The sequence below is a fragment of the Pseudomonas sp. 4CAES_32.4 genome (assembly GCF_058136335.1).
Window position 1 is genome coordinate 3,291,718 of record NZ_CM176882.1, and the last position, 21,267, is coordinate 3,312,984.

The 21,267-nt window shown below is 59.3% G+C and carries 16 protein-coding genes; 10 read left to right on the top strand and 6 right to left on the bottom strand.

Annotation, left to right across the window (positions count from 1 at the left end; all coding sequences use genetic code 11):
- The first annotated feature begins 10 nt into the window (after window positions 1-10).
- Window positions 11-985: a hydroxyacid dehydrogenase gene (locus AC3Y64_RS14655; protein ID WP_489984216.1), complete on the top strand. Its 975-nt coding sequence runs from the start codon at window positions 11-13 to the stop codon at window positions 983-985.
- A 33-nt stretch (window positions 986-1,018) separates the two neighbouring features.
- The gene (locus AC3Y64_RS14660) at window positions 1,019-1,657 is read left to right on the top strand and encodes an RraA family protein (RefSeq protein ID WP_489984217.1); all 639 of its coding nucleotides are present in this window, start codon (window positions 1,019-1,021) and stop codon (window positions 1,655-1,657) included.
- Window positions 1,658-1,712: 55 nt separating this feature from the next.
- On the opposite strand, the gene AC3Y64_RS14665 is transcribed toward AC3Y64_RS14660, so the two are convergent.
- The 5 genes from AC3Y64_RS14665 to AC3Y64_RS14685 form a co-directional block, all read right to left on the bottom strand.
- Window positions 1,713-4,115, bottom strand: coding sequence for a TonB-dependent siderophore receptor (locus tag AC3Y64_RS14665; protein ID WP_489984218.1), 2,403 nt, complete (start codon window positions 4,113-4,115; stop codon window positions 1,713-1,715).
- A gap of 67 nt (window positions 4,116-4,182) precedes the next feature.
- Window positions 4,183-5,130 (bottom strand): FecR domain-containing protein, encoded by a 948-nt coding sequence (locus AC3Y64_RS14670; protein WP_489984219.1) that lies wholly within the window; start codon window positions 5,128-5,130, stop codon window positions 4,183-4,185.
- Entirely contained in the window at window positions 5,130-5,639 is a 510-nt protein-coding gene (locus AC3Y64_RS14675; protein ID WP_489984220.1) for a sigma-70 family RNA polymerase sigma factor, read from the bottom strand. Before AC3Y64_RS14675 ends, AC3Y64_RS14670 begins: the two co-directional genes overlap by 1 nt.
- 181 nt (window positions 5,640-5,820) lie before the next feature.
- A complete protein-coding gene (locus AC3Y64_RS14680) occupies window positions 5,821-8,616 on the bottom strand; it encodes an RHS repeat-associated core domain-containing protein (protein ID WP_489984221.1) in 2,796 nt (931 codons plus the stop codon).
- Between the two features lie 87 nt (window positions 8,617-8,703).
- Window positions 8,704-9,600, bottom strand: coding sequence for a helix-turn-helix domain-containing protein (locus tag AC3Y64_RS14685; RefSeq protein ID WP_489984222.1), 897 nt, complete (start codon window positions 9,598-9,600; stop codon window positions 8,704-8,706).
- A gap of 162 nt (window positions 9,601-9,762) precedes the next feature.
- Here AC3Y64_RS14685 and AC3Y64_RS14690 point away from each other — a divergent pair, with 162 nt between their 5' ends.
- The 8 genes from AC3Y64_RS14690 (at window position 9,763) to AC3Y64_RS14725 (ending at window position 20,051) form a co-directional block, all read left to right on the top strand.
- On the top strand, window positions 9,763-11,121 hold the full coding sequence (locus tag AC3Y64_RS14690) for a glutamine synthetase family protein (protein ID WP_158953485.1): 1,359 nt from the start codon (window positions 9,763-9,765) through the stop codon (window positions 11,119-11,121).
- Window positions 11,122-11,308: 187 nt separating this feature from the next.
- Window positions 11,309-12,397 carry a polyamine ABC transporter substrate-binding protein gene (locus AC3Y64_RS14695; protein WP_489984223.1) on the top strand — a complete coding sequence of 363 codons (1,089 nt, stop codon included), beginning with the start codon at window positions 11,309-11,311 and terminating at the stop codon, window positions 12,395-12,397.
- A complete protein-coding gene (locus AC3Y64_RS14700) occupies window positions 12,394-13,695 on the top strand; it encodes an NAD(P)/FAD-dependent oxidoreductase (protein ID WP_489984224.1) in 1,302 nt (433 codons plus the stop codon). The genes AC3Y64_RS14695 and AC3Y64_RS14700 overlap by 4 nt, the downstream gene beginning before the upstream one ends.
- A 245-nt stretch (window positions 13,696-13,940) precedes the next feature.
- The gene (locus tag AC3Y64_RS14705; protein WP_489984225.1) at window positions 13,941-15,596 is read left to right on the top strand and encodes a PqiB family protein; all 1,656 of its coding nucleotides are present in this window, start codon (window positions 13,941-13,943) and stop codon (window positions 15,594-15,596) included.
- Window positions 15,597-15,612: 16 nt separating this feature from the next.
- Entirely contained in the window at window positions 15,613-16,164 is a 552-nt protein-coding gene (locus AC3Y64_RS14710) for a PqiC family protein (RefSeq protein ID WP_489984226.1), read from the top strand.
- A gap of 219 nt (window positions 16,165-16,383) precedes the next feature.
- The gene (locus tag AC3Y64_RS14715; protein WP_489984227.1) at window positions 16,384-17,397 is read left to right on the top strand and encodes an iron ABC transporter substrate-binding protein; all 1,014 of its coding nucleotides are present in this window, start codon (window positions 16,384-16,386) and stop codon (window positions 17,395-17,397) included.
- Window positions 17,398-17,400: 3 nt separating this feature from the next.
- The gene (locus AC3Y64_RS14720; protein WP_489987969.1) at window positions 17,401-18,996 is read left to right on the top strand and encodes an ABC transporter permease; all 1,596 of its coding nucleotides are present in this window, start codon (window positions 17,401-17,403) and stop codon (window positions 18,994-18,996) included.
- The gene (locus AC3Y64_RS14725) at window positions 18,993-20,051 is read left to right on the top strand and encodes an ABC transporter ATP-binding protein (protein ID WP_489984228.1); all 1,059 of its coding nucleotides are present in this window, start codon (window positions 18,993-18,995) and stop codon (window positions 20,049-20,051) included. The genes AC3Y64_RS14720 and AC3Y64_RS14725 overlap by 4 nt, the downstream gene beginning before the upstream one ends.
- On the opposite strand, the gene AC3Y64_RS14730 is transcribed toward AC3Y64_RS14725, so the two are convergent.
- Window positions 20,052-20,897, bottom strand: coding sequence for a site-specific integrase (locus AC3Y64_RS14730; RefSeq protein ID WP_489987970.1), 846 nt, complete (start codon window positions 20,895-20,897; stop codon window positions 20,052-20,054).
- Between the last annotated feature and the right edge of the window lie 370 nt (window positions 20,898-21,267).

Below are 21,267 nucleotides of genomic sequence, written 5' to 3' on the forward strand. Positions count from 1 at the left end.
GGTGACGATCATGCCCTTGATTTATGTGACAAGTCCTATCCATCCAGACGTCTTGCAAGCCCTTTATTCGGTAGGTGAAGTTCGACTCGGCTATGGCCCGCAGGCGGTGTCTTATGCAGACATCCAACAACAGGTAGATGCTGTATTTTTGCGCGGTGGCCACATCTCCGCCGAGATGCTCGCCGCGTCGCCTAAACTGCGGATCGTTGCCCGACACGGCGCCGGTTACGACAACGTCGACTACAAAGCGGCAGCCGAATTAGGTGTCTGGGTCACCAACACGCCTGGCGCGAACAGAAGAAGTGTTGTGGAGCATGTATTTGCTCTGATGCTGGGTATCAGCCGAAAGATTCAACTGGCCACGGATCAGACCCGAAACAACATCTGGGCGGCAGATCGACTGTCGCTCACAGGTATCGAGCTTGAAGGGCGCACCCTGGGTTTGATCGGGTTCGGCGACATCGGTCGGCATGTTGCGCCCGTTGCTGAAGCTTTCGGCATGAGGGTGCTGGCGACTGACCCTGCTTTTGACTCGAGCGTTGACAAACGTTTGGTAGCCCTCGACACCTTATTGGCCCAGGCAGACGTCGTGAGCCTTCATGTGCCACTGCAGGCGGGCACTGAGAACCTCATTGGCGAGGCCGAAATCGAGAAGATGAAAACAGGGGCCATCCTGATCAACACCAGTCGTGGTGGAGTGATCAATGAACAGGCGGTTGCTCAAGCGCTTCGCAGCGGCAAGCTGGGTGGTGCAGGTATTGATGTACTGGCTGCGGAAAACACCGACATGATCACTCCGTTCAGCTGCAACACATTCCCCATTTCAGATCTGCCCAATCTGCTTGTCACGCCTCACGTGGCAGGACAAACCAATGAATCATTACTGCGAGTTGGTCTGAGCGCGGTAGAGGCCATTTCTGCAGTCTTGCGCGGTGAAACGCCGCTGCATCCAGTCAACAAACCTGTATCCAAGACGTTCAACTAACAGCGCTCTAAACGGATTCACGCCGAGGTCACCATGTTTATCAATGTATCTGATGAAAGCATCACCGTGAGCGAAGATTGGGAACGCGCGTCCCTTGAACAAATTGAAGAGATTTCGCATTACCCGGTCGCATTGATCGGCGATGTATTGCAGCGCTTGGGAATGATGGCTTCCGCTATCCACCATGTTGCAGGTAAAGCTTCGTTCTACGGAACTGTACTGCCAATCCTCACTTGGGAAGGTGACAATCTGGCCATCCACAGGGCGTTGGACGATGCCAAGCCAGGTGATGTTCTTGTCATCAACGGCAACGGTGAAACCAACCGTGCGGTCTTTGGTGATCTACTGGGTGAAGTGTGTCTGGTTCGTAAGGTCGCAGCGGTGGTCATCGACGGCGCGGTTCGAGACGTCGAGGAGTTGACCGCTATGGGGCTTGCGACCTATGCGCGTGCCGTGAACCCAGCCGGCCCATCTAAGTACGGTCCCGGACAGGTCGGTGCTCCTGTCGCTTGCGGGAATGTGGTTTGCAATCCCGGCGACGCAATTTTAGGAGACAGAGACGGGGTCGTTGTCATCAGTCGCCACTTGGTTCCATCGCTCGCCGATAGGCTCAAAGCCCAAGACGGGATCGAGAACAGTTTTAGAGAGAAAGTCCGGGCGAGCATTCGCTGAGGATCGGCGAGGGCGCGAGGGAGCTTGCGCCCTCGCGCCCATCAAAGCGTGATCATCAAAAATCGACAGTAGCCGACAGCAGATAAGTCCTCGGTGTCGACAACGTCAGCCCCGGCTCACTGTCATCCGAGGCCCCTGCCGAACTCCAATAGCGTTTATCCAGCACGTTTTCGATATTGCCACGCAAGGTGATGGTCTTGTCGTCAACCTTGAAGGCATAGCGCGTGCCTACGTCGAAGCGCTCCCAGGAGTCGATTTCCTTGTCGTTGGACTGGTCCAGATACTGCGAACTCGAATAGATGCCACGGGTTGTCAGCGTCAGCCCCTGCACGGTTGGCACGTCCCACTCCGCGCCGAGGTTGACGTTGTATTTCGGCGTCGCCGGCGCCCGATTGCCGTCGAAGGTGCCGTTGCTGGTCTGGGTCAGTTCGCTGTCGATGTACATCACACCACCCAACAGCCGAAAACCTTTGAGCGGTTCGCCGAACACGCTCAACTCCACGCCATTGTTCTCGCGCTTGCCATTGGGCCCGAACACCCGCGTGGTCGCATTGGTTTCGTATGCTGGTTGCTTGATGCGGAACAGCGCAGCGGTCAGCGCGTAGGCGCCGGCATCGTATTTGGCACCGACTTCAACCTGGCGGCTTATGAACGGCGGGAAGATTTCGTCTTCGTTGATGGAAGTCGACGGTGCGATTTTGCCTTGACTCAAGCCTTCCATGTAGTTGGCGTACAGCGAAAGCTTGTCGGTCGCCTTGAACAGAATCCCGCCCGAGGGCGATACCTTTTCCTCGTCATACGCGGTGTCGCCCTTCACGTCATCGCTCCAGTCATCGACTTTCACTCGCTGCCAGCGCGCGCCGAGGGTCAGCAGCAAGCGATCATCGAAAAAGCCCAGGGTGTCGGACAGCGCCACGCCACTGAAGCGGTTTTCGGTGTAGACCTTGGCGTCATTACGGGTTGGCGTGCCGGGTTTTGCCGTTTCGACAGGGTCATACAAATTGCTGCGCCCTGCCGCGTAACGCGCGCCGCCGTTCTCGAAATCCATGTAGAAGTAGCTGGCCGCGAGATTGACTTCGTGGCTCACCGGCCCAGTGTGGAACCAGTTGCGCACGCCCGCCGTGGCCGTGCGTACGTTTTCGTCGCGGGTGAAGTCGCGTGGCAGAACGCTGAAATCACCGGCGTCATTGGTCACGGAAACGGCGTGGCGCAGGAAGTCATGATTACTTTTGCGCGCACCAACGCCGCCGTACAGCATCACCGAGTCACTGACATCGAACTCGGCGTTGAGCGTACCGAAGGTGTCCTCGGTTTTCGCCTGGCTCCACGGTTGCGCATAGTTGCGATGCACGTTATTCGCGCTCGGCACCTTGGCATTCGCCGCGACTTGCACGCGTTCCTCCGGTGCATCGGTGTCGCGCTCGGTGTGGCCAATATCGGTCGAAAGGCGCAAGCGCTCACCGCGAAAATCCAGGCCTAGAACGGCCATGTCACGGTCGACACTTTGGTGATCCCACTCGGTGTCGCCGGACTGTTTGACGCCGTTGAAGCGCAGGCCAAATTGATTGTCCTCGCCGAATCGCCGCCCGACATCCACCGCGCCGCCGACCTGATTGTTCGAGGCGTAATTGGCCGTCAGCGAGGTGATCGGTTGGTCAGTGGCACGCTTGGGCACCACGTTGATCCCCCCGCCAACGCTGCCCCGTGGCGAAATACCGTTGATGAGCTGGCTCGGGCCTTTGAGGATGTCGACGCGATCGGCCATTTCCATATCGATCGTGTAAGTGGGCAGCACGCCATACAATCCGTTGTAGGCCACGTCACTGTTAAACAGGCTGAATCCACGGATGGTGAACTGCTCGTAGCGGCCACCGGCCGGGTTGGTCGCGCGCACCGACGGGTCGCTGGCAATCAAATCACCCAAGGTGCGCGCCTGCTGATTCTTCACCGCCTCGCTGGTATAGGTGGTCATGCTGAACGGGGTTTCCATGAAGTCTTTCGACCCCAGCAAACCCTGCGAGCCACGCCGCGCAACCTGGCCGCCAGCGAACACATCGGCATCGCTCGAACCGGTCGCGCCGAGGATCGACGTCGGCGCCAGTTGCAGGCTGCTGCCCTCCGCGACTGGAATCAGCGTGTAGGCATGATCGCCCACCGGTTGCAGTTGCAGACCGGAGCCCAGCAGCAAGCGGGTGAAGCCCTCCTCCACAGCGAATTCGCCGGACAAACCGTTGCTGTTGCGGCCACTCACCAGCGCCGGATCCACCGAGAGATTGACCCCGGCCAACCCGGCAAAGCGGGTCAGCGCAGCACTCAAACTGCCGGCCGGCACCTGATAACTGCGCCGGGCAGCGTCATCGGCCCAACTGGATTGCATCAACACGGGGCTGGCACTCAGGCTCAGCACGAAGCTCAACTGCAACAACGGAGGCAACCGACTTGGGAATACTGCGGGCATTGGAAGAAACTCTCGATTTTGTTCACTTACCTGCAATGACCGGTGAGGCGAAAAAAAGGGACAGGCTTCAGACGATATTTTTTCGCGGCGTCAGCGTGACCCAGAAACGCGTGCGCGAATGCACTTCCAGCGGCAGACTCGCCGCCAACAGCGCCAGTACTTTATCGGTGTCGTCGAGGCGGAAACTGCCGGTGATGCGCAAGCGTTCCAGTGACGGATCCCAACGCAAAAGGCCCGAGCGATAGCGGCTCAACTCGCGCAAGAAGTCACCCAATGGCTGGTTTTGCGCCATCAACACACCGTCACGCCAACCGGGCATTTGTGAATCGAACATTGCGACCGGTCCGGCGCCCGAGGCTTGCAGATTGACCTGTTGCCCGGCATTCAATTGCAGCGTCGGTCCGTGTAACGGCAGCAACTGCACCGAACCGCTGACCACCGAGACGTTGCAATCACGCTCATTGAGACGCACGCAGATTTCGCTGCGGCTAACGATGATCCGTCCGTAAGGCGCATTGATCGTCAACGCCGTGCTGCCGGGCACATTGAGCGCCATCTCGCCGCGCACGAGGGTTAATTGGCGGCTGGCGAGATCAACGTTCACCGCGCTTGCCGTGTTCAGTTGCAAGGTGCTGCCGTCGGCCAACCCTGTTCGGCTGTGTTGGCCGGTGGAGGTCTGCAAATCGGCACGCCAGACGTCGAGCGGCAACTGCCGACTGATCAGCCATGCCGCCGGCACCAGCGCGGCCAGGCCCAGTGCCCGCTTCAGCGCCGCACGCCGCGCGAGGTCCGGGCGATCCAGCGTGGCCATGGCCAGTTCTGCCGGCAAACCGGAGAAACGCTGACGCAACAATTGGATTTTCTGCCATGCGTTTTCATGGCGACTATCGCTGTCGCGCCAGGTTTTCAGCTGCGCGTGATCCGCCTCACTGGCCTCGCCCGATTCGAGCAATGCCAACCACTGCGCGGCGGCACGCGCCACGTCGCGCGCTTCGGAATTGGGAGCTACGCGCATCATAGATCCAACATCAAGCAATGCTCATAAGCCGTTGCCATATAACGTTTTATTGTTCGTTCAGAAACTTGCAAACGCTCGGCGATTTCACGGTAACCGAGGCCTTCGAGCTGACTCAAGAGAAAGGCCCGACGCACCGCTCGCGGCAAACCGTCGAGCAGCTCATCCAATGCCTGCAGGGTTTCCAGCAGCACCCAGCGCTGCTCGGGCGACGGCACACTCTGTTCCGGTAACTGCGCGAGGGCTTCGAGATAGGCTTTTTCCAGACTGCGCCGGGTGTAGAAATTGCTCAGCAGACGTTTGCCCACGGTCAGCAAATACGCGCGCGGTTCACGCATGTCGGCGATCGGCTGCGCGCTGCACAGCACGCGCAGGAAGGTGTCCTGACTGAGGTCAGCCGCATCCCACGCATTGCCCATGCGCCGCCGCAGCCAGGTCTCCAGCCAGCCGCGATGATCGCGATAGAGTTCGTGCAGGTGCTGCGGCGATGGCGTCGCTGCTTCAGTCATCTGGGAGGCCCTGCGCGAAGTAAGAATTCAAATGAGACTGATTCTATTTAACTTCGCCCTGGACACAAAGGGCTTTTTTAGCCGTCACACCGGTCGACAGCGCCCTCGTTGTCAGATCTGTCTCAACTCGCCTCGGTATGCAGCACCTTGCAAACCTGTACAAAGAAAACCTTGGCGGACGTCAGAAGGAATGACGTCGCTGAACAGTTTTACTCCCTTGGCGACTTTGACCCAGTTGTTTTCTGTTGCTATTCACTCTCTGCTCATAAAACGCTCGCTGCTGCGGATCGAGTTGACGAGGCTGCCATTTGAAGCCTTGCATCTCCGGTTTGCTCGGAACCCATTCCTGGATGCCCACAGGCGTTGCGATGACAGCCGACGCCTCTCGGTGACCGGCCTTTCTATCCTCCAGTTCCAACGCGATCGTCAACCGCTTGCTTTCATCTACCGCACTTCCCGCCAGTTCTCGTTCAAGCGTACGTATGGCTTCGTATCGGCCGTGACCTTCACTTTTGACTTTATAGCTTTGTGCGGTATGCACTTGAACTTCGAACTTGGTTTTGCCATCGGGTAAAAGGAAATTCGCGTTGATCCCTCGATAGCTCTGATCCGGGAAAAATGTATTGCGGATCAGCACCGGCTGATAGCCTTCGCTGCCCAATGCATGAAACGTTCTGACAACGCCCTGCACGAAAGACTGCTGGTCCTGTTCACTGATTGGCCCCTCAGTTCCGAAAGGAAAGCCTATGGTGTAGCGAAGTACATCATTCATTTGATCCGGCGGCGCCACACTCAATTTCTGCGCGAGCGATTCTGCACCTTTCACTCTATATTCCCGACCATAAAGCTCCGCACCGAGCTCCGCGGCGGCTTGATCCAGGACTTCCGTCAATGCCGGTTCATACGCACTGATCCGTTCAATCATTTCTTCGGCGACAGCCAAGCGTTGGTCAGGAGGAACGATTTGACTCCCTTGCGCAACACTATCCCGGTTACGGCCGTCGAAGTCCCTGTACGAAACCGGATTACTTCCCACCATCTGATAAAGATTCAATCCATCAGCTTCCAGTGCAGGATCTGTGCTGAGCCAACGCATCAACCACGGGGCGTAAAAGCGCTTTCCGTAGTAATACAGTCCCGTCGCATCACGGATCTTTCCCGAGTATCGAACACTCTTGTAACTCGCCTCTACAGCAGAGCCCGACGCCCACCACGCTGTGCTTCCATAGGGGTGATATTCCTCATGGCTGATCACGCGGCCGTTTTCATCCAGTTCTAACGTCACGCTTCCCAAGAGGTTGTGCACGGCGTAACGAAAGCGATCATTGGCCAAACCCTCTGGCGGTACTGAATCCCAGTGCAACACGCGCAGATCCAGAACTCCGGCGACGACATCAATAACCTGAAGCCTTTCACCGGTCATGGTATTGCTATGCAACTCAAGTGCTGGCAGGTAGTGGGTGGCCGATACCTGCCCCTGCGATCCAGATGTTGTCATGCGTGACTTGCGCAGCCGCGATCCCGATGCGTCATATTGGTAAAGCTCACTGTCGTTGGCGGCATCTTTGCGCACAACCTGACTGACTTGCCGCAGTTGATTGCGCAAACTCCATTCCATTGCCTGGCCTGGTTGCAATATTTGCTGGTTTCCGTTCGGATCAAAGAAAGCGTCAGGATCAGGTTCACGCCCACCGTCTGCCCAGGACACACTCCGATTACTGCGCTGTGCAACTTTCATCCGGCGCCGGAAATTACCGTTCTCGGCCTGATGTCGCAACTCCAGCAGATTGCCCGCGGCGTCGTAATCATACTGTTCCTGGTAATTTCGCTGGCGGCTGGTGTCCCCGATGGGCGCCATGTCCGGGAGGCCCGGCCCACCCGTGGCGAATATACTTTCCTTGCCTGTCGCCTCAACAAGTTGATACAGCGAGTCATACTGGTAGTTGGTAACCGGTTCAACGCGTTGATTACGATAAAACTCTACAACTTGCGCTCGATCTTCCTCCCTCAACACATTGCCCATCGCGTCATAGGCATACCTCAGATCCAACAAGAGATGATGATCCGGTTTGCGCACCGTCCACCGCTGAAGCCTGCCGTTCGCGGGGTCAAATTCGGCACCGAGAACAATGCCTTTTCCCGACGTCTGGGCAATGACATGCCTGTAGGCATCATAAGTGACCGAACTCACCACATTGTGCGCAAGCGTTGTCTGCGCCAGCGTTATCCAGACTTCTCTGAGGTCACCGGCCAGGTTAAACAATCGAGACTGCGAATTGCCGCTGGCATCCGTCTGACTGACGGTTTGAGCGTTGGCATTCCGAACCCAGACAGAGGAGAAACCGGCAGGCTCCAGCCATATTTCCCGGCCATCCTCGTCTTGCGTCCAGTCGGGCATTTGCAAAGTATTGAGAAAGCGTCGGGTTTCTATCGCTGGCTGCCCGTGCAGGTCGTACCCGCCCCAGGTTCGACTGCCTGCGCTGTCGTCATGGCGCAACAGATGCCCGCGTAAATTACTGCCCGCGTCCGCTTCGGCACCTGCGTAGCGCAGGCGCTCTACGTATCGCTCAGTGACGCCCGGAGCCTGTTCGCTGGAATCGGTCAGACGTAGCCGGGAGTCATAAAAATGCAGGAACAGACTGGAGCGCGAGTCCCAGACCGATAAAAGCTGGCCCGCCACGCCGAGGAGACTCAGCTGCCATCCTGAGTCCACGCTTTGTCGGCGAACCGGCACACTGGCAAGGTTGTAGTGCGTTTGCAGATTGGGAGCGACATCACCTTCCAGCTCGTGCAATGCCCATAGACGCGGGTCCCAACTCGCGCACATCCGTCCAGCGGCATCGTGCAGTTGGCGATTGACTCGCGTCTGAACCGGTGCGTCGGATCGACGACGGTGGTAACTGACGGTTCGCACTTTCAGCCCACGAGGGTCAGACGCTGTAATTGTAGGCGTGCGGTAGTGAAGATTCCCTGCCATGTCTGGGCCTCCCTGGACTCAGGTCAGCTTAGCCGGCGCGCCAACAACGTCAATCAAGGGGAGGTTCTACATGACGATCGACGCGGCTCATCGCTTGAGCGTTTCGCTCGGTAACTCCTTGAACAACGCGCGGTAACTGCTGGAAAAACGCCCCAAATGCCAGAACGACCACTGCATCGCCACCTCGGCGACCGTGGTTTCCGTAGGCCGGCGCTTGAGCAATTCGCGATGCGCGCTGTTCAGTCGGCGCAAGCGCAACCAGTGACTGGGCGTCATGCCGGTGTAGGCCTTGAAGGCTTGTTGCAACTGGCGCAACGAGACGCCAGCGACCTGGGAAAGCTCGAGCAGATTGACTGTGTCTTCCGGCGAATCAGCGGCCCACTCGCCGACGCGTTTCATGATGCTTCGCTCTTCAGTACGCCGCTGCAATCCCCCGCCGTCCAGGCACACCCGAGCGTTGTCGAGGATGAACAGACAGTCGTCCAACAGCTGCTTGGTCAGCGCATCTTTATCAAACGGATCAATAGCTTGCGACAACTTCGTGAGAGTCGAGCTTAACCAGCGACTGAATAAGGCGTTCTGCCCGCAGTTGAGCTGGGTCATGAACAAGCCTTCGAGTTTCGCCACATCGAGGCCGTGCTGACGAACGAATTCCGGGCCGAACACCACGGCGATTTCCTGATAGTTCTCCGGGGTGATCCAGATGTTGCGGCTCTCTTCATTGAGCAGATAAAGCGCGTTGTCACTACGATCAAAACAGAACGCCAAGGCACCCGACGGCGCGCTGAAATTCTGCTCGACCCGGGTGTTCATCTGTTCTTCGTAGACCTCGACACCTTGCAGATCCAGATAGCGGATCTGCCCGGCGAAATGCCCCGGCGACATCTGCTGGTAATGCTGAACCCAGCCCGGTGTAGCACGGACTTGCTCGGCCACATCGGCGGTGTTGAACGCTTGGACTTGTAGCGAATTGCACGTTGTCATGGGGTGACCTTGCGCACTCTTTTGGTGCGCTTTGGTGCTGCTTAAAGTGGATAGATGGAACTGCAAGGCTCGCCCAAGATAGTCGTCAACGCGCCACAGGGGAAGGGGCGGAAGATGAAACCCGCCCTCCCCGGCGTCTATAAAACCAATAACGAGGTCTTTATGAATGCCCCTTTCGATCAGCTGTTCACGTGGCTGAAAGATCACAAGATTACCGAAGTCGAATGTGTGGTCAGTGACCTGACCGGCATCGCCCGCGGCAAGATCGCACCGACCAACAAGTTCCTGCATGAGCGAGGCATGCGCCTGCCGGAAAGTGTGCTGCTGCAAACGGTAACCGGGGATTTTGTCGACGACGACATCTACTACGACCTGCTCGATCCTGCCGACATCGACATGGTCTGCAAGCCAGTGGCTGACGCGGTCTACGTGATTCCATGGGCGATCGAACCGACCGCCATCGTCATCCACGACACCTTCGACAAGTTCGGCAACCCGATCGAACTGTCGCCGCGCAACGTGCTGAAGAAAGTCCTGCAGTTGTACACCGACAAAGGCTGGAAGCCGATTGTCGCGCCGGAAATGGAGTTCTACCTGACCCAACGTTGCGAAGACCCGGACTTGCCACTCAAGGCGCCGCTAGGCCGCTCGGGCCGTGCGGAAAGCGGTCGGCAGTCGTTCTCCATCGATGCCGCCAACGAATTCGATCCGCTGTTCGAAGACGTCTACGACTGGTGCGAACTGCAAGGTCTGGATCTGGACACACTGATCCACGAAGACGGCCCGGCGCAGATGGAAATCAACTTCCGTCACGGCGACGCGCTGGATCTGGCCGACCAGATCACCGTGTTCAAACGCACCATGCGTGAGGCGGCGCTCAAGCACAACGTCGCCGCGACGTTCATGGCCAAGCCGATCGGCGACGAGCCGGGCAGCGCCATGCACATTCACCAGAGCGTGGTCGACATCGCCACTGGCAAGCCGGTCTTCGCCAATGACGACGGGCAGATGAGCGAGCTGTTCCTGCATTACATCGGCGGTTTGCAGAAGTACATCCCGAAAGTGCTGCCGATGTTCGCGCCCAACGTCAACTCGTTCCGTCGCTTCCTGCCGGACACCTCGGCGCCGGTCAACGTCGAATGGGGCGAAGAAAACCGCACCGTCGGCCTGCGTGTGCCGACCTCCAGCCCGGAAGCCATGCGCGTGGAAAACCGTCTGCCGGGCGCCGACGCCAACCCGTATCTGGCCATCGCCGCGAGCCTGCTCTGCGGTTACATCGGCATGGTCGAAGGCATCGAACCGAGCGCCGCCGTTCAGGGCCGCGCCTACGAACGCCGCAACCTGCGCCTGCCGATCACCATCGAAGAAGCGCTGACGCAAATGGAAGAGTGCGAAACCGTCGCGAAGTACCTCGGCGACAAGTTCGTGCGGGGCTATGTCGCGGTGAAGCGCGCCGAGCATGAAAACTTCAAGCGCGTGATCAGCTCGTGGGAGCGTGAGTTCCTGATGATGAGCGTCTAGTCCTTCTTCGTCTGCACCACCGCTATCGCCAGCAGGGTTGGCTCCCACAGGGGAATGCATTCCCCACCAGCAGGCGGGCTCCCAAGGAACATGCATTCCAAATGTGGGAGCTAGCCCTGCTAGCGATAGCGGCCTCACCAACACCAAAGAACCACCTGAAAAAATCCAAAAAATGAGAGGTGTCGAAATGCGTCTGTTGAAATCCGTACTCCCGGTCGCCCTGAGCGTTCTGTTCAGCGCTGTAGCCCACGCCCAGCCGACGGTCAGCGTCTACAACTGGACCGACTACATTGGCGAAACCACCCTCGCCGACTTCCAGGCCAAAACCGGGATCAAGGTGATCTACGACGTTTTCGATTCCAACGAAACCCTGGAAGGCAAACTCCTCGCCGGTCGCACCGGTTATGACGTCGTGGTGCCGTCCAACCACTTCCTCGCCCGTCAGGTTAAGGCCGGCGCGTTCCTCAAACTGGACCGCGAGCAACTGCCGAACTTCAAGAACCTCGACCCGAAACTGCTCGAACTGCTGCAGAAAAACGATCCGGGCAACGAGCACTCGGTGCCGTACCTGTGGGGCACCAACGGCATCGGCTACAACGTCGACAAGGTCAAGCAAGTGCTGGGCATCGATCACATCGATTCCTGGGCCGTGCTGTTCGAGCCTGAAAACCTGAAAAAACTCAGCCAGTGCGGCGTGTCGATGATGGACTCCGCCGACGAAGTGTTCCCCGCCGTGCTCAATTACATGGGCATGGACCCGCGCAGCGAGAACCCGGAAGACTTTAAAAAAGCCGAAGCGAAACTGCTGAGCATCCGTCCGTACATCACCTATTTCCACTCGTCGAAATACGTGTCGGATCTGGCCAACGGCGATATCTGCGTGGCGTTCGGTTATTCCGGCGACGTGTTCCAGGCCGCCAACCGCGCCAAGGAAGCCAAGAACGGCGTGAACATCGCCTATGCCATTCCCAAAGAAGGCGCCAACCTCTGGTTCGACCTGTTGGCCATTCCCGCTGACGCCAGCAACACCAAAGAAGCCCACGCCTTCATTAATTACCTGCTCGATCCACAAGTGATCGCCAAGGTCAGCGCGTCCGTCGGTTACGCCAACCCGAACCCGGCCGCCAAGCAGTACATGGACCAGGATTTGGTCAATAACCCTGAGGTTTACCCGCCTCAAGAAGTGCTCGACAAGCTCTACATCTCTACCACCCCGCCTCAAGCGATCATGCGTCTGATGACCCGGTCCTGGAGCAAAGTGAAGTCGAACAAATGAATCAGTACACCCAGGAACACGCCCGCTCCTACTACGCAGCTTCAGCGCGGGCGACCACACCGTATCCGACGCTGGACGGTGATCTGACTGCCGATGTCTGCGTGATCGGTGGCGGGTTCACCGGCGTCAACACCGCCATCGAACTGGCGCAGCGCGGGCTCTCGGTTGTCCTGATCGAAGCGCGGCGCATCGGCTGGGGCGCCAGCGGCCGCAATGGCGGGCAGTTGATTCGCGGCATCGGTCATGACGTCGACGGTTTCGCCAAGTATGTCGGTCAGGAAGGCGTGCGTTATTTGCAGCGCGCCGGCATCGATTCGGTGGAACTGGTGCGCCAGCGCATCGGCGACAACGGTATCGAGTGCGACCTGCGCTGGGGCTTCTGCGATCTGGCCAACACCACGGCGCAGTTCGCTGCGTTCAAGGATGAGCTGGTCGACCTCGCCGAACTCGGTTATGCCCACGAAACCCGGTTGATCGGCCCGGAGCAGATCCGTCAGCAAGTGGTCAACTCCGACATCTACGCCGGTGGCCTCGTCGACATGGGCTCCGGCCACCTGCATCCGCTGGATCTGGTGCAAGGCGAGGCGCGACTGGCGGCGTCACTCGGCGTGCGGATTTTCGAGCAGAGTGAAGTGCTGGAAATCATCCACGGCGCAACCGTGCAAGTGCGCTGCGCAAGCGGCACCGTGCGTGCCGGCAGTCTGGTGCTCGGCTGCAACGCGCATCTGGACGAACTCGAACAACAGCTCACTGGCAAAGTGCTGCCCGCCGGCAGTTACATCGTTGCCACCGAACCGTTGTCCGAGGAGCGCGCCGCGCAATTGATTCCGCACAATCTGGCGGTGTGCGACCAGAAAGTCGGCCTCGACTATTACCGGCTCTCGGCGGATCGGCGCTTGCTGTTCGGCGGTGCCTGCCACTATTCCGGACGGGATCCGGCGGACATCGCCGCCTACATGCGCCCGAAGATGCTCAAGGTGTTCCCGCAACTGGCCGACGTGCGCATCGATTACCAGTGGGGCGGCAAGATCGGCATTACCGCTAACCGCTTTCCGCAGGTCGGGCGACTCAAGCAACACCCCAACGTGTTCTATGCTCAGGGCTATTCCGGGCACGGCCTGAACGTCACGCACTGGTGCGCGAAACTGCTCGGCGAGGCGATTCACGCCGGGCACAGTCAAGGCATGGACGTGTTCAGTGGTGTGCCGCACATGACCTTCCCCGGCGGCCCGGCACTGCGCTCGCCGCTGCTGGCACTGGGCATGTTCTGGTATCGACTGCGCGAAATCCTCGGCTGACCTCCAATCTCTGTAGGAGTTGCCGAAGGCTGCGATCTGATCGTTCCCACGCTCCGCGTGGGAACGCCTCAAGGGACGCTCTGCGTCCAATGACGCGTAGCGTCACGGGCTGCGTTCCCACGCAGAGCGTGGGAACGATCAAGGAATTAATCCTTTCGGGTTGCTCTATCGCGAGGCACTTCTATATTGATGAAGTGCTTTTGCGTTCCTGACGCTCAGTGCCCAATGAATTAAGGAGGACATGGATGAAGTCGTCAGCCATCGACGAGCCGCGAGCACCAGGCCAAGCCCCAGTCAAAACCCGCCGTTTCGGCATTTCACTTGTATGGATCGTGCCGATTGTCGCCGTACTGGTGGGCATCTCGCTGGTCATACATAACATCCTCCAGGAAGGCCCGACCATCACCGTCACGTTCAAGACCGGTGACGGCCTCACCGCCAATAAAACCGAAGTCAAATACCGCAACGTGGTGATCGGACATGTCTCGGAGGTCGAGCTGGCCGACGATCACAAAAGCGTGAACGCCACGATCAAACTGGCCAAGCAGGCCGAAAGCTTTACCCGCGAAGACTCACAGTTCTGGGTGGTACGCCCAAGAATCGGTGCTGGCGGCGTGTCGGGCATCGATACCCTGCTGTCCGGCGACTACATCGGCGCCGACATTGGCGAGGCCAATAACCGCGCGAAAACCTTCAAAGGCCTGGAAAACCCGCCGCCGATCACCTACGGCGAACCGGGCAAGACGTTCACCCTGCACACCGCAGACCTGGGCTCGCTGGACATCGGTTCACCGGTCTATTACCGCAAGATCCCGGTGGGCCAGGTTGTCTCGTACGCGTTGGACCCGGACGGCAAAGGCGTGAACATCGAAGTGTTCATCCACTCGCCCAACGACGCCTACGTCACCGAAAACACCCGTTTCTGGAACGCCAGCGGCATTGACGTCAATGTCGGCGCCAACGGCTTTGCGGTGAAAACCGAATCACTCTCGACCCTGCTGGTCGGCGGCATCGCCTTCCGCGCACCGGATTACAGCCCCAACGACACGGCCGCCGCTGAAGACAAGAACTTCGAGCTGTTCGCCGACCAGTCCGCCGCCCTCGCCCCGCCCAACGGCAAAGCGCAATACCTCACCCTGCGTTTCGACCAGGCGTTGCGCGGGCTGAAGGTCGATGCACCGGTTGAATTCCTCGGCGTCGAGATCGGTCGCGTGGTGGCCGTCAATCTCGACTTCGACGAAGTAAAACGCAGCTTTCCGGTCAACGTCGGCATCGTCATTTATCCGCAGCGCCTGGGCCGTGCGCACACCAAGATGCTCAAGGCGTTCAATGGCAACGAAAACGACGAGGCGACCGGTGCGCGCCTGATTGGCACCTTCATCGAAAACGGTCTGCGGGCCCAGGCGCGCAACGGCAACCTGCTCACCGGCCAACTGTACATCGCCCTGGATTTCTACCCGAAAGCACCGAAAGTCGCGTTTGACCCGACTGCACGCCCGGTCAGCATCCCGACCATTCCGGGCAGCCTCGAACAGCTGCAGGAAAAACTCGAAGCGATGGTCAACAAGATCAACGCACTGCCGGTGGAACGCATCGCCAGCAACCTCGACAGCAATCTGGTCGAGTTGCGCAAAGGCCTGAGCCAATTCAACGCGAAGACCTTGCCGGGCGTGCAGAACACCCTCGCCGATGTCAGCAAGACGTTGCAGTCCGCCAACTCGACGCTGGCCGAGGACTCACCGCAACGCGAAAAACTCACCGAAACCCTCGAAGAGCTCGGGCGCATGTCGCGCTCCCTGCGTGAACTCTCGGATTACCTGGGTCGTCATCCGGAGTCGCTGATTCGCGGCCGTCCCGACAACGCGGCGCCACTGGATCTGAAAGGACCGCCACGCAATTGAGCACAGGAGCTTAACCATGGCTTTACCGCTGAAGATCACCGTGCTCGCTGCCGTTATGTTGCTGAGCGCCTGCCGCAGCGACCCGATCAGCTTTCACACGCTGACCCCGGTGCAATTGGGCAGCGCCCGTGCCGGGGCGCAAATCCCGATTGAAGGCATTACCGTGCCGCCGCAGGTCGACCGCCCGCAAATCGTCATTCGCCAAGGCAATAGCGGCCTGGCGATTCTGGAGACTGAATGGTGGGGGGCAAGTCTGGCGGACGAATTGCGCAGTGCGCTGGTCGATCAACTGAGCAATAACAGCGGTCGCGGCAATGTCTCGGTGCGCATCGAGGTGCAACGTTTCGACTCGATCCCCGGCCAGTACGCGTTGATCGATGCGAAATGGCGCCTGCGTCCGCTGGGCGATACCGACAGTGGTCTGGTCACGTGCCGTTCGACCTTGCAAACGCCGTCGGGGCCGAGCATCGATGAGCTGGTGACAGCCCAGCAGAACAACGTCAAACGCCTGGCTGCGCTGATCAGTCAGGCGGCGGGCAACCCGCGCGGTTGCCCGGCTTCTTCCTGAGTGTCTGGCCGATAAAAACCTCACGTTAAGACGCACGGCAATCGTGCGTCGTTGAGTCGCTGCTAATCTAATGGGAATGACATGTATTAACCGTCTTTTTGACGGTTTTTTCTCATTTGCCAGCCTACATTGCCTGCGACTCAACACTTGCAAACCATTCGCATCCATGTGCGAGGAAGGTTTGCCCATAACGTCTAAAAAGCCAGGAGCCCGCCCGCCATGAGTCCACACCTTCCCGCCTTGCTGAAACGCACTTTACTGGCCACCGCTCTGCTCGGTTCTGGCCCGCTGTGGGCCGCCGACGGTGTTGGCCTGCTGATCTACAACGCCCAGCACGAAAGCCTGACCAAAGCCTGGGTCGCCGGTTTCACCGAAGAGACCGGCATTCCGGTGACGATCCGCAATGGCGATGACACCGAGATGGGCAATCAACTGGTTCAGGAAGGTTCGGCGTCTCCGGCGGACGTGTTCCTGACCGAGAACTCCCCGGCGATGGTGCTGGTCGACAACGCCAAGCTGTTCGCACCGATTGCGCCCGCGACACTGGAGCAAGTGGATGCGGCGTATCGTCCGGCCCATGGCCAATGGATCGGCATCGCTGCGCGTTCCACGGTGTTCGTCTACAACCCGGCGAAACTGGCGGACAAAGATTTGCCGAAATCCTTGCTGGACCTGGCCAAACCCGAATGGAAAGGTCGCTGGGCCGCCTCCCCGGCCGGCGCTGACTTCCAGGCCATCGTCGCCGCCGTGCTGGAGCAGAAAGGCGAAGCCGCCACCCTCGACTGGCTCAAAGGCATGAAAACCAACGCCACCGTGTATCGCGGCAACAGCGCCGTGCTTAAAGCGGTGAATGCCGGGCAGATCGACAGCGGCGTGATCTACCACTATTACAGCTTTGTCGATCAATCCAAGACCGGCGAAAACAGCCAGAACACCAAGCTCTACTACTTCAAAAATCAGGATCCGGGCGCGTTTGTCAGCACGTCCGGTGCCGGGGTATTGGCCTCCAGCAAACATCAGGAAGAGGCGCAGAAGTTCGTAAAATACATCACCGGCAAAGAAGGCCAGGAGATTCTCCACAGCGGCACCTCGTTTGAATACGCGGTCGGCCAAGGCGCACCGTCCAACCCGAAACTGACGCCGCTAAAGGACCTTGATGCGCCAAAAGTCGATGCGTCGAAACTCGACAGCAAGAAAGCCGTCGAGCTGATGACCCAGGCGGGAATCCTCTAAGTGATCCCGGAAACGTTACCTGCGCAGGTCGCAGCGGCGTCCTCCGCGCACCTGCCACTGAAAAGCCGCGCCCTCACCGGTCGCGGGGGGTCGTGGGTGGTTGCCTTGGCGATCACCGTTTCATTGCTGTCGCTGGTCCCGATTCTGTTTGTGATCGGCGTGTCGTGGGCGACCGGTTGGGCGACGATCGAAGCCTTGGTGTTTCGCCCACGGGTCGCCGAACTGCTGATCAACACGGTGCTGCTGGTGTTGATTACCCTGCCCTTGTGCATCGTCCTCGGCACGACGCTGGCATGGCTGACCGAACGCAGCAATCTGCCGGGCCGGCGTCTGTGGTCCTTGCTCGCCGTCGCGCCATTGGCGGTGCCAGCGTTCGTTCACAGTTATGCGTGGGTCAGCCTGATTCCGTCGATTCACGGATTGCCCGCCGGGGTGCTGGTGTCGGTGATCGCTTATTTTCCGTTTCTGTATTTGCCGGTGGCGGCGACTTTGCGGCGTCTCGACCCGGCGATTGAAGACGTTGCCGAATCCCTCGGCCTCAAGCCTTGGGCGGTGTTTTTCCGGGTGGTGTTGCCGCAGTTGCGTCTGGCGATTTGTGGCGGCGCATTGTTGGTGGGGTTGCACCTGTTGGCCGAGTACGGTCTCTACGCGATGATTCGCTTCGACACCTTCACCACGGCGATTTTCGATCAGTTCAAATCAACCTTTAATGGTCCGGCGGCGAACATGCTCGCGGGGGTGCTGGCGTTGTGTTGTCTGGCGATGCTCACCGTCGAATCCGCTGCGCGTGGCAAGGCCCGTTACGCTCGCGTCGGCTCTGGCAGTGCGCGCGAACAACGCACGGTGCTGTTGAGTCATGGTTCGGTTGCCCTGGGGCTGGGGCTGCAAGTGCTGACGTGTCTGCTCGCCCTCGGCGTACCGTTACTGACCTTGGGCCGCTGGTTGATCGCCGGCGGTGTGGAGGTCTGGGAAAGTGGCGAGCTGTTGCCGGCCCTGCTGCAAACCCTGTCGCTCGGTGTGGCTGGTGCGCTGCTGACCAGTCTGGCAGCGATTCCGATTGCCTGGCTGTCGATCCGTGCGCCGGGCAAGTTGCAGCGCCTGCTGGAAGGCTGCAATTACATCACCAGTTCGCTGCCGGGGATTGTCGTGGCGCTGGCGCTGGTCACCGTGACCATCCACTTCGCCCGACCGATCTATCAGACCACCCTCACCGTGTTGCTCGCCTATCTGCTGATGTTCCTGCCACGGGCACTGGTCAGCCTGCGTGCCGGGTTCGCCCAGGCGCCGGTCGAACTGGAGAACATCGCGCAAAGCCTCGGCCGTTCGCCGTTACGTGCCCTGTGGCTGATCACTTTGCGTCTGGCCGCACCGGGCGCTGCCGCCGGCGCGGCGCTGGTGTTTCTGGCAATCACCAATGAACTGACCGCGACCTTGCTGCTCGCGCCCAACGGCACGCGCACCCTGGCCACCGGTTTCTGGGCCATGACCAGTGAAATTGACTACGCCGCCGCAGCCCCTTACGCGCTGTTGATGGTGCTGCTGTCGCTGCCTCTCACAGCCGTCCTCTATCACCAATCCAGGCGCACCGCTGGCCGATGAACGCACTTGAACTGATCTCCCTGAGCAGATCCTTTGGCGCGCAGAAAGCGCTGGATGACATCTGCCTGTCCGTCCCGACCGGCAGCCGCACGGTGATTGTCGGCCCGTCGGGCTCCGGCAAGACCACGCTGCTGCGGATGATTGCCGGTTTCGAATTCCCCGACGCCGGCAGCCTGACCCTCAACGGTCAGGTGCTGGTCGACAGCACCCACGCCGTGCCGGCTTACCAGCGCCAGATTGGCTACGTGCCGCAGGACGGCGCGCTGTTTCCGCACATGACCGTCGCCGCCAACATCGGCTTCGGTCTGGCGCTGACAGGTGCGGCAAAAACCGAGCGTATCGCGCAGCTGATGGACAGCGTTGCGCTGGACGCCAACATGGCCCAGCGTTGGCCCCATGAATTGTCCGGCGGTCAGCAGCAACGGGTTTCGCTGGCTCGCGCACTGGCCCAGCAGCCGCGATTGATGCTGCTCGATGAACCGTTTTCCGCTCTCGACACCGGCCTGCGCAGCGCCATGCGCAAAATGGTCGCGCGCTTGCTGGAAGATGCCGGTGTCACGACGATTCTGGTCACCCACGATCAGGGCGAAGCATTGTCGTTTGCCGACCAGTTGGCGGTGATGCGCGGCGGACGGCTGGTACAGTCCGGGCACCCGATGGACCTCTATCGCTACCCGAGCGACGAGCAAACCGCGCATTTCCTCGGCGAAGCCGTGGTCATGCCGGCGCGAATCGAATCCGGTTGGGCACACTGCGACCTCGGCCCGGTGCCGGTGAACAGCAATGGTTTTATCGGCGCGGCGCAGATCATGCTGCGCCCCGAGCAACTGCAGGTGGGCGGCGCGGTCACGGGCGCGCTGGGTTGCCATGCGGTGGTCACCGAACGGGATTTTGCCGGCAACACCTGCACCCTCACCGTCGAACTGCGCTCAGAAACTCCGCAAAACCCAGGTCGCTCGCTGTTGGTGCGCAGCTCCGGCATGCACGCGCCACCTGCCGGCAGCGCGGTGCAATTATCCGTTCTCGGCGCAGCCCACGTATTCGCTGCGCTCTGATCACAGATCGAAGCGATCCACCGCCCGCCGCCGCTCGTTATCATCACGCACATCGTAGTTGGCGGTGGTCTGGATGTTGCTGTGGTGCGCCAGCTTCTGCGCGATCGACAGGTCGTGTTCTTCGATCACGCGCGTGATGAACGAACGGCGGAAATCGTGCGGCATGATCTTCACCCCGACTTGAGTGCCACGCTGACGGGCAATGTAATAGATCGCATGTTTAGTGATGCGCTCGCGGGTAATGTGGCTGCCACGGCGGATGCGGTTGAACAGAAAGGTATCGTCGCTCTCCCCCTCCTTGAGCTGCTCGCGACGAAACTCCAGCCATGCATCGAGTTTGGCAAACGCCCACGCCGGGGCGTACTTGATCAGTTGTTTGTTGCCTTTGCCGGTGACGGTCAGGCTGCGCTCACTGAAGTCGACCTGATTCAGATCCAGATCCACCGATTCCGACTTGCGCATGCCGGTGCCATACAACAGCGCGATCACCGCTGCGTCGCGCAATCCCTGAGGGCGCGGATCAGCGGCGCAGACTTCCATCAGTTCGTGAATCAAGGTGCGCTTCAAATTGCGCCCCTGAGACAACCGCGTGCCGGCAATGCCTTTGACCGAACGCATCTTCAGCAGATGGTCCTGGCTGATCAGGCTCATGCGCCAGGCTTCGTTCATCACGCCGCGCACGGCGTTCACATACAGCGATGAGGTGTTCGGCGCATAGCCGTCGGCGCGCAATGCCGCGACCAGCGCAACGACGTCTTCGGGTTGCAATCCGTGCCAGGGGATTTCCTCGATGTCGACGTCTTCGAAACCGAGGCGGTCGGCGGCGTCCTGCAAGACATAACGCATGGTCAATTGGCTGGAAGGCGCCAGACGTGCCAGATAAATCGTCAGCGGATTAGTGTTGGACGGGTTGGATTCAGTACTCGACAAGTCAATCAAACGAAACGGCCTTGAATAGGAAACAGTTCAACAAAACAAACTAAAAGTGCAAAGAAACTTATATAAGGAGCGACTCTTCTGTAGGACTTTTCTATTAAAAGCGCCGATGAACGGAAGAAGTCTGAACGGTGGCTGTATGGCTTACAGATAGACGAATTGCCAACCGTATTTTGATGTTCCTTTCACAAAAAGCGGCATAACCTTAATTACAACAGGTTGCCCCGAAAGGCCTACAACCTGCCGTCCGGGGGCTTAAAAGTCAATCAGGCATTCCCCG